Raw genomic sequence first — 14,077 nt, 5'->3', positions numbered from 1 at the left:
ATCAGCCCTTCTTCTGTGCCTTGGCCCAGCCATCCTTCAGACCCACGGTGCGGTTGAACACTATCTTGCCGTCGACGCAGGCATAACGGTCGGCGCAGAAATAGCCGACCCGCTCGAACTGATAGCGCGACTCGGGAGCGACGTCACGAATCGAGGGCTCGGCGATGCCCTGGACGGTCACCAGCGACTCAGGGTTCAGGTGTTCCAGGAAGTCGGTCTCCTTGTCCTTGTCGGGCTGCTCGACCTGGAACAGGTTATCGTACTGACGCACCTCGACCGGCACGCCGTGCTCGGCGCTGACCCAATGGATGACGCCCTTGACCTTGCGGCCTTCCGGGTTCTTGCCGAGGGTCTCGAAATCCACCGAGCAGCGCAGCTCGCTGATCTCGCCAGCGTCGTCCTTGATAACCTCATCGCAGCGGATCACATAGCCATTGCGCAGCCGCACTTCCTTTTCGGGCGCCAGGCGGAAGAACTTCTTCGGCGGCTCCTCCATGAAGTCGTCCTGGTCGATCCAGATCTCGCGGGTGAACGGCAGTTTGCGGGTGCCCATATCATCACGTGCCGGATGGCCCGCAACCTCGAACACCTCAGCGTGATCCTCGGGCACGTTGGTCAACACCACCTTGAGCGGCTTCATCACGCACATGGCGCGCGGCGCATTGTCCTCAAGATCCGAGCGAATGGCGTGATAGAGCATACCAATCTCGACCAGGCCGCCATCGGCACGGGTCACGCCGATCATGTCACAGAACTTGCGAATCGACGCCGACGTGTAGCCGCGGCGGCGCATACCAGAAATTGTCGGCAGGCGCGGGTCGTCCCAGCCATCGACGATGCCCTGATCCACCAGCAGCTTGAGCTTGCGCTTGGAGGTCAGGGTGTAATTCAGGTTGAGTCGCGCGAACTCGATCTGGCGCGGCTTGGCCGGCACCGGCAGGTTGTCGAGGAACCATTCGTAGAGCGGGCGATGATCCTCGAACTCTAGGGTGCAGATCGAGTGGGTCACGCCCTCGATGGCATCCGACTGGCCGTGAGCAAAGTCGTAGGACGGATAGATCTTCCACTTTTCGCCGGTCTGGTGATGACTGGCGTGGCGAATGCGATAGAGGATCGGGTCGCGCAGATTGATGTTGGGTGACGCCATATCGATCTTGGCGCGCAGCACCTTCTCGCTCTCGGCGAACTCGCCCTGCTTCATGCGTTCGAGCAGGTCGAGACTTTCCTCGGGGCTGCGCTCGCGATAGGGGCTCGGCCGACCGGCTTCGGTCAGGGTGCCACGGTACTCGCGGATCTCGTCCGGCGACAGGTCGTCGACATAGGCCTTGCCTTCGCGGATCAGGTGCTGCGCCCAGGCGTAGAGCTGGTCGAAGTAATCGGACGCATAACGCACGTCACCGGCCCATTCGAAGCCCATCCAGTGAAGGTCTTCCTTGATGGCATCGATGTAGGCCTGCTCTTCCTTGGCCGGGTTGGTGTCATCGAAACGCAGGTGACAGTCGCCGCCAAACTGCTCGGCCAGGCCGAAGTTCAGGCAGATCGACTTGGCATGGCCGATATGCAGGAAGCCATTGGGCTCCGGCGGAAAGCGGGTAACGATCTTGTCGACCTTGCCAGCCTCGATCTCTTCGCTGATCTGGTTGCGAATGAAGTTCGGGGCGCTGGTGCTGTCATTGCTCATGGGGCGTCTGGGAACCTCTTGATGGAGTACGCTGGCGACTGGCCGGACCTCTCACCCATCCAAACCGACTTGGACGGATGGCGGATGCCGACTTCGCGCGTCGATGCAAAACAGCTATTATAGCGCGACGCAGATGCGCAACGCCAAGGCGCCCATTACGACTTCCGGGAAACTGACGTCAACTACCTCTCCCTGAAGGGAGAGGCTTTTGAAACCCACAGGCCAGGTTGACCAGGGAAAGCGGTAACCAATCCGCTACGTTAGTCACAGGTCGTCAAGACCCACTCCGGAATGCTTCCTGAGTTCCGGACACTGGAAGGTCTGAATCATGCTGGTGAAAGGTAAAGCACCGAAGGTTCTGATCGCTGCGGCAACGCAGGAGCCGGTGACTGACCTTCCCGAAGGGAGACGGGCCGAAAGGCCCGCGACACAAGACCCGTAAGGGTTCGAACAAGGTGAAAATCGAATGTCGGTTTTCGTGTTAGATAAACAGAAGCATCCGTTGATGCCGTGCAGCGAGAAACGTGCCCGGTTGATGCTGGAGCGCGGACGCGCTGTGGTGCACAAGCGCTACCCGTTCACGATCCGGCTGCGGGATCGGATCGGTGGCGAGACACAGCGCCTGGCGCTGAAACTCGATCCCGGCAGCAAGGCGACAGGGGTGGCCGTGGTGCGCTCGAGCGCCGAAGGCCAGCACGTCCTGTCGCTGTTCGAGCTATTGCATCGTGGCTTCCAGATCCGTGAGGCCCTGACCCAGCGCCGTGCCTTCCGCCGTCGCCGTCGCAACCAGCTGCGCTACCGAGCACCACGTTTCAATAACCGCACGCGACGTGAGGGCTGGTTGCCGCCGAGCCTTCAGCACCGGGTCGATACCCAGCTAGCATGGATCCACCGCCTGCGGCTGCTGGGCCCGATAACCGAGCTGGCTCAGGAGCTGGTGCGATTCGACATGCAGCAGATGCAGAACCCCGAGATCAGTGGCGTCGAGTATCAACAAGGCACCCTGATGGGCTACGAGGTGCGCGAGTACCTGCTGGAGAAGTGGGGACGAGAATGTGCCTACTGCGGCACCACGGACACGCCGCTGGAGACCGAGCATGTGGTACCACGCTCACGTGGCGGCAGCCATCGAGTCAGCAATCTCGCCATCGCCTGCCACGACTGCAATCAGGCCAAGGGCAACGACTCGCTGGAGACGTTCTTTTCTCGCGACAAGGGGCTCAAGACGCGCCTCAAGGCCAATAAGCTCTCGGCGGAGACGCGCTATCAGCGCGTCATACGTGAACAGAAACGACCGCTACGCGATGCTTCGGCGGTCAATGCCACTCGATGGGCCTTGCATGGAGCATTGGCCAACACTGGCCTGCCGGTCGAGATTGCCTCGGGTAGCCAAACCAAGTTTAACCGTCGCCAGTTGGGCGTGCCGAAGACGCATGCCCTGGATGCCGCCTGCGTCGGCCAGGTCAATGCGCTGCATGGCTGGCAGGTGCCAACCCTCAGCATCAAGGCCATGGGGCGCGGCAGCTACCAGCGAACGCGGCTGACCAAGCACGGCTTCCCACGCGGCTATCTGATGCGAGAAAAGCGGGCGAAGGGCTTCCAGACTGGCGACATGGTGAAGGCCATCGTGCCGACCGGCAAGAAAGCCGGCACGCATGTCGGTCGTGTGGCGATCCGCAAGTCGGGTAGCTTCAACATTCAAAACGAACATGGGGCCGTGCAGGGTATTTCACACAAATACTGCTCGATTCTTCAACGCGGTGATGGCTATCGCTATCACCGAAAATCTTCAATCCATCAACAAGGAGAAGGGAAACGGGCCGCCTAGTCGCCCTTCGGGCGACGCGCTATCCCTCCCGGCACTCAAAGTACCGGGCATCCCACGCAAATTCTGATGATTATTCTCAAGACCAATTACGGCGACATCACCATCGAGCTCGATTTCGACAAGGCGCCCAAGACCGCCGCGAATTTCCAGCAGTACGTGACCGACGGCCACTATGACGACACTCTCTTCCACCGCGTCATCGACGGTTTCATGGTTCAAGGCGGTGGGTTCGACACCGACTTCAACCAGAAACCGACCCGTGAGCCAATCGAGAACGAAGCCGACAACGGCCTGAAGAATCGCAAGGGCACCCTGGCCATGGCCCGCACCCAGGACCCGCATTCGGCCACCGCCCAATTCTTCATCAACATCGCCGACAACGACTTCCTCGATCACAGCGGCAAGAACCTGCAGGGCTGGGGCTACTGCGTGTTCGGCAAGGTGGTCGATGGCATGGACGTGGTCGACAAGATTCGCGCCGTGCCGACCACTCGCCGCGGCATGCACGCCGACGTACCCGCCGACGACGTGGTGATTCAGCGCGCCTACCTCAAGGATGACGCTCAAGGCGACGTCTGAGAACTGCGCCTACGGACACGCCCGCCTTCGCGCGGGCGTGTCTCGTTATATTGTCAGGTGGTGAATTATGCTCGATGGTAAAAAGTGCCCGACGGTGGCGCCAAGCCAGCTGAGTATTCACCAGCGGCACCAAAACAAACTGCATCTAAAAACAGGCTCGCCATGACGACTCTGCTGATTTCCGACCTGCACCTGCACCCGGGTGCCCCCGAGATCACCGACGGCCTCTTAACCTACCTGGAGCAAACGGCCAGCAAGGCGGATGCTCTGTATATCCTCGGCGATTTCTTCGAGGCCTGGGTCGGCGATGACATCCTCGACTTGCCGGAAGCCGAACCCAGCGGCAACGCTGGCCTGGTCAAGCGCGTCGCCAAGGCGCTGAACAGCCTGAGCAGTGCCGGTACGGCGGTCTATCTGATGCATGGTAACCGCGACTTCCTGATGGGCAAGCGCTTTGCCGATGCCTGTAGGGCTACCCTGCTCGATGACCCCACCAAGCTCGACAACGACGGCGAGCCGATCCTTCTGATGCACGGCGACAGCCTGTGTACTCGGGACGAGGCCTACATGGCGTTTCGTGCCCAGGCCCGCGATCCTCAGTGGCAGGCGCAGATTCTGGCGATGTCTATCCCTGAGCGCCTAGCGCTGGCCAAGCAGATCCGCGAGCAGTCTGGCGATGCCAACTCCAACAAGGCCGAGGACATCATGGATGTCACGCCCGATGAGGTGGTCAAGGCCATGAAGGCACATGGCGCGGCCCTGCTGATTCACGGCCATACGCACCGCCCAGCCATCCATGACCTCACGCTCAATGACCAGCCTGCCATACGCATCGTGCTGGGCGACTGGCAGCCCGATCAAGGCTGGGATATTCGCCTCGAAGCCGGAAAAGCTCCCGAGCTGCGCGACTTCCCGCTTGACGCACCGCCCAGCGCTTGAGGCCTGGCCAGAAGGTGCGCATGCGCCAGAACGACATGCGCATCGCCAGCCCAGAGCTGGCACCGAAGGCCCCCTTTGGCCATAATGTTGCTCCTTTTTTGTCAGAGACTTGCCATGTGGTTTAAGCACCTGCATCTCTATCGCCTGCATGACGCACCGCAGATCGCCCACGACGACCTGGACGACCAGCTCGCCGAACAGGCCTTCCGCCCGCTGGGAGGTAGCGAAGCCACGCGGCTGGGCTGGCGGACGCCAGGCGGCCGTGGCAGTGAACGCCACCTCCATGAGATCCAGGGGCACCGCCTGCTGTCGGCACTGCGTCAGGAGCGCGTGCTGCCGGCAAGCGTGGTGCGAGAAGAAGTCGAGGAGCGCTGCGCCGACCGGGAGGCCGCCGAAGGCCGTCCACTGCCACGCAAGGAAAAGCAGGCGATCAAGGAACAGGTCTACGAAGAACTGCTGCCGCGCGCCTTCATCAAGAGTCAGAAGGTCGACCTGTGGTGGGACACGCGCCGCGACCTGATCGCCGTCAACGCCAGCAGCCGTGCCCGCGCCGAGGAAATTCTCGACCTGCTGCGCCAGACGCTGGGCAGCCTCAAGGTGACTCCGCTTGCGACCCAAGCCTTGCCGATTCGCGCCATGACCGCATGGCTCAAGGAAGCGGACAGTCGCCCGACTGGCCTTTTACTCGGCGACCAGGTCGAGCTCAAGGCTCAGGGAGATGATGGCGTGCTGCGCGCCCGGGCCGTGGATCTGGACAGCGACGAGATCCAGACCCTACTCGAAGGCGGACGCCAAGCCCACAAGCTGGCACTCGAGGTCGAAGGGCAGCTATCCCTGGTCCTGCACGACGACCTCGCGCTCAAATCTCTGCGTTTTTCCGATGCGCTGCTCGATGAGGCTAACCAAGCCAATGACGGCGATGACGCCATACTGCGCATGGAAGCCGACTTCGTGCTGATGGCACAGACGCTGGCCGAGGTCGTGGAACGACTGATCGGCTGGTTGGACGGCGAAGCCTCGGCTGCGCCCAGCCCATGATCGGCGCCCTTTACCTCTTTTTAGTCTTCAACCTCGTGATTTCTTCATCGTGACCACAAATTCCGCCACAACAAACGACCCCTTCGCCGATATTCGCCCCTACAAGGACGATGAGGTGGCCGAGGTCATCGTACGGCTGGCCAATAATGCTGAGCTGCTCGATGCCCTGACCCAGTTCAAGCTTCCAAGACTCGCTCGGCTGGCGCCACGCTTGGCGCGCACCATCGCCAGCTTCGCCATCCGCCGCGAAATGCGCGGGGTGAATAGCGTGTATGACTTTCAGATGCGCATCGCCAGCTACATGCAGCGCATGATCCGTACCACGACCGACACTTTCGAGGTGGAAGGCCTCGATCGTCTGGAGGATGACCAGGCCTATCTGTTCATCGGCAATCATCGCGATATCGCCCTCGACCCGGCCTTCGTCAACTACGCGCTCTATCAGGCTGGCCGCAGCACGGTACGCATCGCCATCGGTGACAACCTGCTTCAGAAGCCCTATGTGTCGGATCTCATGCGCCTCAACAAGAGCTTCATCGTGCCGCGCTCGGCCAAGGGCAAGCGCGCCATGCTGGCGGCATATCAGCTACTTTCAAGCTATATCCGCCACTCGATTGGCGAGGATAATCATTCGATCTGGATGGCACAGCGCGAAGGCCGCGCCAAGGACGGCATCGACCGCGCCGACCCGGCGATCATCAAGATGCTGACCATGTCAGGGCGCCAGGCCGACAAGCAGGCAAAGCTCGGCGATATCATCCGCGAGCTACGCATGGTGCCGGTGTCGATCAGCTACGAGTATGACCCCTGCGACCTGCAAAAGGCCCGTGAGCTCTATGCCATGCATACCGAGGGCGCTTACCAGAAGATCGAGTTCGAGGACATTCGCTCCATCGTCGCCGGCATCACCGGCGCCAAGGGACGCATCAAGCTGACCTTCGGCACGCCACTGTCAGCGGATTTTGAAAGTCCTGAGGCAGTTGCCCAAGAGATCGATCAGCAAGTCATGAAAGGCTATCATCTCTTCCCGAGTCACCAACTGGCCCTCGAAGCCAGCGGACTGGCGCCAGATCTCGTCGACCTGACCGAGGTCACCGACATTGATCGCCAGCGTTTTCATGCCCGACTGGCAGAGGTTCCCACTCACCTACGTGACTGGTGGCTTGCCCAATACGCCAACCCCGTACTCAACCGCGCCGGTCGACTCTAGCTACGACAAGCCCGCACGATAGGGCCCGCCTACGCCCTATCGCCTGGGCGGTGCCCACTGCCCAGGCACCGCCCAATGCCGGGCACGACCGCGTTCTCAGCTACACTCTTTGCCACACCCTAAGCCACACTCTAGGCCACACTTTCGACCACACTCTCAGCCACCGGCTCCATCGCGATGGGCCATCCGTTTGAGGTAATCCCTATGGCTCACCCCCACTCCCCCACTTCGGCTGGCGATCACGCTATCGACAGCACGGCCAAGAACCAGGCTGATCACCACGCTGCCAACACACGGGCCGCACATCGGGTCACCCTGATTGGTGCAGGCATCGACTTCGTGGTGGGCATGTTCAAGCTGGTGGCAGGGCTGATGGTCGGCTCGGCGGCCCTGGTGGCCGATGGCATTCATTCCTTCTCAGACATCCTCACCGACATCTTCGTGATCGGCGCCACCCACTTCGGTCGTCAAGCGCCCGATAGCGGTCACCCCTACGGCCACGGTCGCATCGAAACGCTGGCGACACTGTGGCTCGGCAGCATCTTGATCTTCGTTGCCGGTGCCATCGCCTGGGCCAGCCTTGAGCGGCTTTTCAGCGGCACGCCGGTTCTGGCGCCTGGGCCCTGGGCGATCGGCATCGCCGTGGTGGCTCTGCTCGCCAAGGAGTGGATCTATCGTTACACGATGAAGATCGCCAAGCAGGTAGGCTCCAAACTTCTCGAGGCCAATGCCTGGCACTCGCGCTCCGATGCGCTATCCACCGTGGTGGTGCTGGTTGGCCTGCTTGGCGCTCAGCTCGGGGCCGGCTGGCTGGATGGCGCAGCGGCTGTGGTGGTCGCCATCATGGTCGGTAAGATAGGCGGCTCGCTCTTGTGGGAAGCGAGCCAGGAGCTGATCGACACCGCGCTCCCCGCGTCCGACCAGCAACGCATGCGAGAAACCGCCGAACAGGTCCCAGGCGTTCGCGGCGTGCACGACCTGCGCACTCGCACCGTCGGCGGCCAGATATTGCTCGACCTGCACCTAGTGGTACACCCCCGAGTCACCGTCTCGGAAGCCCATGAAGTCGGCAATGAAGTCTGCCGACAACTGCATCATTCATTTCCAGACCTTAGCGATGTGACGTTCCACATCGACCCCGAAGACGATCAGCACGCACCACCACAGAGCCCTCTTCATGCGCTGCCGCTGCGTGAGGAAGTGGAGACCGAACTCGCCAAGGCCTGGTCCGGACTCGCCGCCTGGGAATCCTGCTTGACCCTGGACCTTCACTATCTGGACCAGCGCATCGACGTGTCCCTCTACGTGCAGCAGTTGCAGCCCGAAGTTAACCTCGACGAGGCGGCCGATAGCCTGCGAAAGCATGCCGCCGGCTTGCCTTGGATCGGTCGGTTACGTATCTGGCAGGGGCCAGGCAAGGCCTGATATATTCACTTGGCCTTAAAACATCTCTCCTTTAGGCCCTTCGGGCAGGAAATCGTCGATGGCTCGACCACTTGCCAGCCCTACCTTTCGCCGTCAGCGACGTCAGCTGCTGATGGGGTTGGGAGGTTTATTGGCGGGTGCCTGCCTGGGTCTGTCGTCGCCGGTCGGCGCAGCGCTCGATCCCTCGCGATTACGCCAGGTCATGCAGTCTCGCTACGGCACCGAGGGCACGGCTGCCCTGAACGCCTGGCTTGCATTGCTCGAGCGCCTTAAGCCACTCGGCATCGCCGAGCAGCTGGCGGGGGTCAACGATTTCTTCAATCAGCGCATCCGCTGGCTTGATGATCGCGCCATCTGGCAACAGGAGGATTACTGGGCCACACCGTTGGAAACGCTGGGAAGGGGCAAAGGTGACTGCGAAGACTTTACGATCGCCAAGTATATAAGCCTCATGCAGCTGGGCGTGCCCATTGAGCGGCTCAGGCTGATATACGTGCGCGCAAGTCTTGGGCGCGGCGGGCTTTCTCAGGCGCATATGGTGCTGGGGTACTACCGCTTGCCCGGCGCGGAACCTCTCGTATTGGACAATCTGGTGGAGACCATCCGGCCGGCTAGCGAGCGGCTCGATCTCACCCCCGTGTTCAGCTTCAATAGCGACGGCCTTTGGGCAGGCGGCTCCAGCCGCTCGCGAGCCGACCCCGTCCAGCGGCTATCACGCTGGCGCAACGTACTGGCAAGGATGCGAGAACAAGGATTTCTAGGATGATGATCGACAGCAACGCCTTCGGGCGGCACAGGGGAGGCTCGGGATGTCTCTAATCAAGCAGCTATGGCTCGCCATCGCGACGGTACTGTTACTCGCTTTCGGCGGCAGCCTGATCGTGGGCTTGTCCACGAGTCGGCATTACATCGAGCAGGAAGTGCGCATCAAGAACGCCGACAACGCCAATGCCCTCGCCTTGTCCATGAGCCAGCTTGACAAGGACCCCGTCACCATCGAGCTCCTGCTGGCCGCCCAGTTCGATACCGGCCACTATCGACGCATCGAATTGCGGGATCCCAGTGGCGAACTCATCCTGCGTCGTGAGGCCCCGACGTTCATTGGCGATGTCCCCGCCTGGTTTGTCGAACTGGCCCGCATCTCCGTTCCAGCCGGCCATGCCGTAGTGCAGGACGGCTGGCGCCAATACGGGACCCTGACAATCGAAAGCCAACATAGCTATGCTTATCGCTCCCTGTGGCAAAGCAGCCAGAGGCTGGTGATGTGGTTTGCCCTCGCCGCGCTAATCAGCGCCCTGATCGCCTGGCTGATCGTACGTCGCATCCAACGCCCGTTGACGGCGGTTATTGCCCAGGCCAACGACATCGGCAATCGGCGCTTCACCATCTCTCCAGAACCCAAGACGCGGGAATTGCGCGATCTTGTCATGGCCATGAACAGGCTGTCTGGCAGCGTACGTCAGATGCTGACCCGTGAAAGCGGTCAGCTCGAAGAATTACGGCGCAAGCTACAACAGGATGAACCCACTGGCATTGCCAACCGTTCTTACTTCATGACGCGTCTGGAATATGTGCTGGAAAACGACGAAGAGTTCCATCATGGCTGCTTAGCCATAGTACGCGTCACCGACCTTGAAGGCCTCAATGATGGAATGGGACGTCCCGAGACCGACCGCTTCCTCCATGACCTGGCCATCACACTCCAACAGTTTGCCCTGGAATATCCGGGAAGCCAGGCGGGGCGGCTCAATGGCAGTGATTTTGCGCTGCTGCTGCCCAATGGCCTGTCACCTGATGATGTTTCAGATCAGCTCAAACGACGCCTGCATCCGATTGCCGATCGCCAACCGGTGCTCCTCAACCTTCCCATTGGCATTGTGGGCTTTTCGCGCCACGAACCCCGTGACGTGCTGCTGAGTCAGCTTGATGGTGAACTCGCCAAGGCTGAGCTTCGTGGCGGCAGAACGGTTTGCGTGACCGACCAGAAAGCGAGCCACCTGCTGTTTAGCACCCACGCTGAATGGCGCAGCGCCCTGGATGCTGCACTCACTCATGGCGTCCAGTTGGCTCGTTACCCTGTCATGGATGCCGAAGGCAACTTGTTACACGAGGAATGCCCGTCACGACTATGGTTGGGAGGCGAGTGGCAACCAGCAGGCGTTTATCTTGGCTGGATCTCGCGGTTCGGGATGGATGACGCCCTGGATCTGGCCAGCATCACTAGTGCTCTCCATTGTCTTGAAAAGGAAGAGACCCCTCTGGCACTCAACCTCTCTTCAAGGGCCATTTCAAGTACCGGTTTCCGACAGCGGTTGAGCGAACTGCTGACGGCCTACCCTCGAGAGGCAAAGCGTTTATGGCTGGAGTTACCCGAATCGGTGGCCGTCCATCATATGGAGGACTTCAAGTCACTTTGCCGTGACCTGCGCCGTTTCGAATGCCGTATTGGTCTTGAGCACGTCGGACAGCAATTTACTCGCCTAGCCGATCTGCAGGACAGTGGTCTTAGCTACTTGAAGTTCGATACCTCACTTACTAAAGGGGTTGACCATCAACCGGCCCAACAGACCCTGCTTCGCGGCATGGCCACCCTCAGTCACTCGCTGGGCATCCTGGCTATCGCCGAGGGCGTATCAACGCCTGGCGAGCATCGAGTGCTCCTTGAGATCGGCATGGATGGTGTAACGGGAACAGCAATCAAGATCAAGGATTAATGCAATACGCAAAGCCGTACCGCGCAAAGTCACGATACAGGCAGTCACGAATAAGCCGGATTGGCCAATGGCAAATCCGGCTTATGAGGTTCAAGCAACAACGGGACCGCATTGAACTAAGTTGGGACCTAAATTGACTCTTCCTCGTCTTGCTCGCTTAACAGACTCACGCTGTTACGACGCTGACGTAGAGTCTGGCGAGTCATCAATTTTTCCCGCGCAGGCTCTGGTAGGTCGGTGAAGCTGATCAAGTTGCGTTCGATGAGCACATCGACCAGGTCCTCAATCACGCGAACCAGACCCAAATCCGACTGGGCGAGCCTGGCCCCGCTTTCATTGTCTTCTCGTCCCAGAAAGACATCCAGTTCGGGGTCGTCAACATCGATTCGCTCCCGACACTCGTCTGTCGCTACGCGGCTGACCTGCTCGATATCTCCCGCCTTATTGCGTTTGATGTACACACTGCCTCCTCGCGAGACGTTTCATCCCTGACACGGGCTTGCGATATCGCCACAGACCCATCATTGATCAATATTCAGGTTGCCATTATTAATCAGATCGTTGATAAATTCCTGTGACGATTGATCACCCATCGACACCCCCTCCAGGGTAATCGTCTGATTTTCCTGCCCCGAATTGTTGGCATAATCGCCAGCAAAACCTCCGCCAGTACTGACATGCAGGATGGTGTCGCCGCCACTGGCGCTGGGTGCGGCATGCAAATAGTCATCAATTGAGCCAGGTTGCTCGTCGACCAGCAGCTCGGCAAGATCGAGGGAATCCCCTTCGGCAAGCGAAAAGTCCTTCACAGTATCCTGGGCCGGGTTGCCGGGTTGCCCTTCGTCACCGAGTTGCCAAGCAAAGACATCAGCACCTTCCTGGCCATAGAGGATGTCGTCTCCCTCACCGCCGATCAGCGTATCGTCTCCCGCCGACCCATTCAGTGTGTCATCCGAGGCTGTGCCCGCAATGCCGACACCGATTGGCTTGACCGCGAAGGCAGAATCATCACCACCATCCAGGGCAATATAGCTAAAAGGCATATCGTAGGAGACCGTCAGGAAGCCTTCACTATTAGGCTCACCGAGAGCGCTGCCCCCCCCAAGGCGATCGCCATTAGCGGCAAATACAGACCACTGAGCCTCGCCAACATTCCCCTGAACTTCGAAGGTCACACTGTTTACCGCTTGGCCCAGCTCAAGGACAAGTGCTTCGGTTGGATCAATTCTATCGCTGGTTTCTGAATGCGGATTGCCGTTTCGTTCCACCGAGTAAAAGCCATCGGCACTGACTATCGCTTCAGCATTGGAAGCCGAGGTCTCCTTCAAGCCATTGTTATTGGCATAGGTGCCGGTATTGTTACCATTACCTTGGCCGGAGACATAGCCGTGGTAACCGGCAATGATCGGTTCGGCTGACGGCGCGTCGAGACTCGGGCTTCCTGGCTCATAAGCAGATGCGACTGCCATCGCCGTATTCACGGCCAAGTCGCCTCCAGACGCCTCTGTCGCCGTCGCCTTAACAGTAAGCGTAAAGCCACCATTCACATTAGCGGGTGTTGTCATTGTAAGGTTGGTCGCAAAGTCTTGTTCTCCGGGCGCCACCGACAGCGTCCAGGTACCATCGCCGTTGTCTGTTCCTTGGCTAAGCGTCGCGCCCTCCGGCACCCCTTCGATCAACAGGCTCAGGCTCTCGGAGCCATCGCGATCCTGAAGCGCCGCCGAGACATCGATGGAATATTCATATCCTGTGACGACCTCATAGGTAGTGCCGGCCACCTCGCCGGTTGCCCCATTGATGGTGACCGTTTCGCTTTTCTCAGTGGTAGAGGCTCGGAACGACAGTTCCACTTCACCGTTTTCATCAAGTACCACGGCTATGTTGGTGATGACATTCCCTGACACGTCCTCGTTCAAAGGTGAACCATATTTGAATGTCTCGAGCACCTCATCACCTGACAGCACCTGCCAATAATCATCGGTAACTCCCCATCCCTGGTTCCAGGTACCCTGAATATCGACATCCAGTGTCAGGGATACCGTCTGTCCCGCATATTGCGGGCCGAAGCTCAGTGTCTGGGAGACACTTTCCTCGTAGTTACTGGAGTTGCCATCGATGTTGCCATCACCCTTATCGTCGCCGAGCTTAGCATCGAAGGTCAGAGACTTGCTCTCATACTGAAGCGTATCCTTGAGCTCCGAAGGGGCGCCGAGCTGGATGGCAACCTCAGGTGTATCGGCAATCGCCTCTACCACTACCGCGGCCTGATAAGTGCTCTGCGACCAGTCACCGGCGGCATCCTGGACGCGGAATCCAAAGGCACCATCTTCATCCGTATTCGTGTCGGGCACGAATACGAGATCGCCGGCCTCAATAGCGGAGATAGCAATGGTGTCACCCGCAGACACCTGCTCCCCCGATAGCTCCAGTACGCCATTTTCCGGAAGCGAAGTGATTTCGATGGCCGCCAAGGCATCGCCTTCAATATCGGTGTAATGCCCGAAATCATCGAGATCTAGCGTATAGGCTGTATCTTCCTGAACCGTAAATTGGGAATCCGATGACGCTGGGGCGTCGTTCACGCCGTTAACGGTCAGGGTCACCGTCGCGGTATCGGTGGCGGTGCCGTCACTGACGGTGTAGGTGAGCGTGCCGGTGGCACT

11 protein-coding genes are annotated in these 14,077 nt (G+C 59.8%); 8 read left to right on the top strand and 3 right to left on the bottom strand.

Annotated elements, in window-relative coordinates; all coding sequences use genetic code 11:
* Nucleotide 1: 1 nt before the first annotated feature.
* The gene (locus BCL93_RS13675; RefSeq protein WP_112055822.1) at nt 2-1,681 is read right to left on the bottom strand and encodes a glutamine--tRNA ligase/YqeY domain fusion protein; all 1,680 of its coding nucleotides are present in this window, start codon (nt 1,679-1,681) and stop codon (nt 2-4) included.
* 466 nt (nt 1,682-2,147) lie between these two features.
* Between BCL93_RS13675 and iscB the strand changes: the two genes are divergently transcribed.
* From iscB to BCL93_RS13635, 8 genes are all read left to right on the top strand, one after another.
* Nucleotides 2,148-3,509, top strand: coding sequence for an RNA-guided endonuclease IscB (iscB, locus tag BCL93_RS13670; protein ID WP_112055821.1), 1,362 nt, complete (start codon nt 2,148-2,150; stop codon nt 3,507-3,509).
* A 66-nt stretch (nt 3,510-3,575) separates the two neighbouring features.
* Nucleotides 3,576-4,088, top strand: coding sequence for a peptidylprolyl isomerase (locus BCL93_RS13665; protein WP_112055820.1), 513 nt, complete (start codon nt 3,576-3,578; stop codon nt 4,086-4,088).
* Nucleotides 4,089-4,250: 162 nt separating this feature from the next.
* A complete protein-coding gene (locus BCL93_RS13660; RefSeq protein ID WP_112055819.1) occupies nt 4,251-5,027 on the top strand; it encodes a UDP-2,3-diacylglucosamine diphosphatase in 777 nt (258 codons plus the stop codon).
* 114 nt (nt 5,028-5,141) lie between these two features.
* Nucleotides 5,142-6,065: a recombination-associated protein RdgC gene (locus tag BCL93_RS13655; RefSeq protein WP_112055818.1), complete on the top strand. Its 924-nt coding sequence runs from the start codon at nt 5,142-5,144 to the stop codon at nt 6,063-6,065.
* Nucleotides 6,066-6,114: 49 nt separating this feature from the next.
* Nucleotides 6,115-7,275, top strand: coding sequence for a 1-acyl-sn-glycerol-3-phosphate acyltransferase (locus BCL93_RS13650; protein ID WP_258396556.1), 1,161 nt, complete (start codon nt 6,115-6,117; stop codon nt 7,273-7,275).
* 204 nt (nt 7,276-7,479) lie between these two features.
* The gene (locus BCL93_RS13645; RefSeq protein ID WP_112055816.1) at nt 7,480-8,700 is read left to right on the top strand and encodes a cation diffusion facilitator family transporter; all 1,221 of its coding nucleotides are present in this window, start codon (nt 7,480-7,482) and stop codon (nt 8,698-8,700) included.
* A gap of 58 nt (nt 8,701-8,758) precedes the next feature.
* Nucleotides 8,759-9,466, top strand: coding sequence for a transglutaminase-like cysteine peptidase (locus tag BCL93_RS13640; protein ID WP_112055815.1), 708 nt, complete (start codon nt 8,759-8,761; stop codon nt 9,464-9,466).
* Between the two features lie 43 nt (nt 9,467-9,509).
* Nucleotides 9,510-11,414, top strand: a complete 1,905-nt coding sequence (locus BCL93_RS13635; protein ID WP_112055814.1) for a bifunctional diguanylate cyclase/phosphodiesterase — start codon at nt 9,510-9,512, stop codon at nt 11,412-11,414.
* Between the two features lie 128 nt (nt 11,415-11,542).
* Here the strand turns inward: BCL93_RS13635 and BCL93_RS13630 are convergent, their stop codons facing one another.
* Complete coding sequence (locus BCL93_RS13630) at nt 11,543-11,875, bottom strand: tryptophan synthase subunit beta like protein (protein WP_112055813.1); 333 nt, start codon at nt 11,873-11,875, stop codon at nt 11,543-11,545.
* 60 nt (nt 11,876-11,935) lie between these two features.
* A partial coding sequence (locus BCL93_RS13625) for a type I secretion C-terminal target domain-containing protein (RefSeq protein ID WP_181463102.1) occupies nt 11,936-14,077 on the bottom strand: 2,142 nt, incomplete at its 5' end.

Origin of the sequence: Onishia taeanensis (assembly GCF_003268885.1) — a bacterium.
Lineage (GTDB): Bacteria > Pseudomonadota > Gammaproteobacteria > Pseudomonadales > Halomonadaceae > Onishia > Onishia taeanensis_A.
Note: the sequence above shows the minus strand (reverse complement) of the source record. Positions and strands in the feature narration are given on the sequence as shown.

What these genes read in the sequence shown, in the direction of transcription:
- BCL93_RS13645 (WP_112055816.1), top strand. Translation starts at nt 7,480, where the DNA reads ATGGCTCACCCCCACTCCCCCACTTCGGCTGGCGATCACGCTATCGAC.
- BCL93_RS13675 (WP_112055822.1), bottom strand. Translation starts at nt 1,681, where the DNA reads ATGAGCAATGACAGCACCAGCGCCCCGAACTTCATTCGCAACCAGATC.
- BCL93_RS13660 (WP_112055819.1), top strand. Translation starts at nt 4,251, where the DNA reads ATGACGACTCTGCTGATTTCCGACCTGCACCTGCACCCGGGTGCCCCC.
- BCL93_RS13665 (WP_112055820.1), top strand. Translation starts at nt 3,576, where the DNA reads ATGATTATTCTCAAGACCAATTACGGCGACATCACCATCGAGCTCGAT.
- BCL93_RS13635 (WP_112055814.1), top strand. Translation starts at nt 9,510, where the DNA reads ATGTCTCTAATCAAGCAGCTATGGCTCGCCATCGCGACGGTACTGTTA.
- BCL93_RS13655 (WP_112055818.1), top strand. Translation starts at nt 5,142, where the DNA reads ATGTGGTTTAAGCACCTGCATCTCTATCGCCTGCATGACGCACCGCAG.
- BCL93_RS13640 (WP_112055815.1), top strand. Translation starts at nt 8,759, where the DNA reads ATGGCTCGACCACTTGCCAGCCCTACCTTTCGCCGTCAGCGACGTCAG.
- iscB (WP_112055821.1), top strand. Translation starts at nt 2,148, where the DNA reads ATGTCGGTTTTCGTGTTAGATAAACAGAAGCATCCGTTGATGCCGTGC.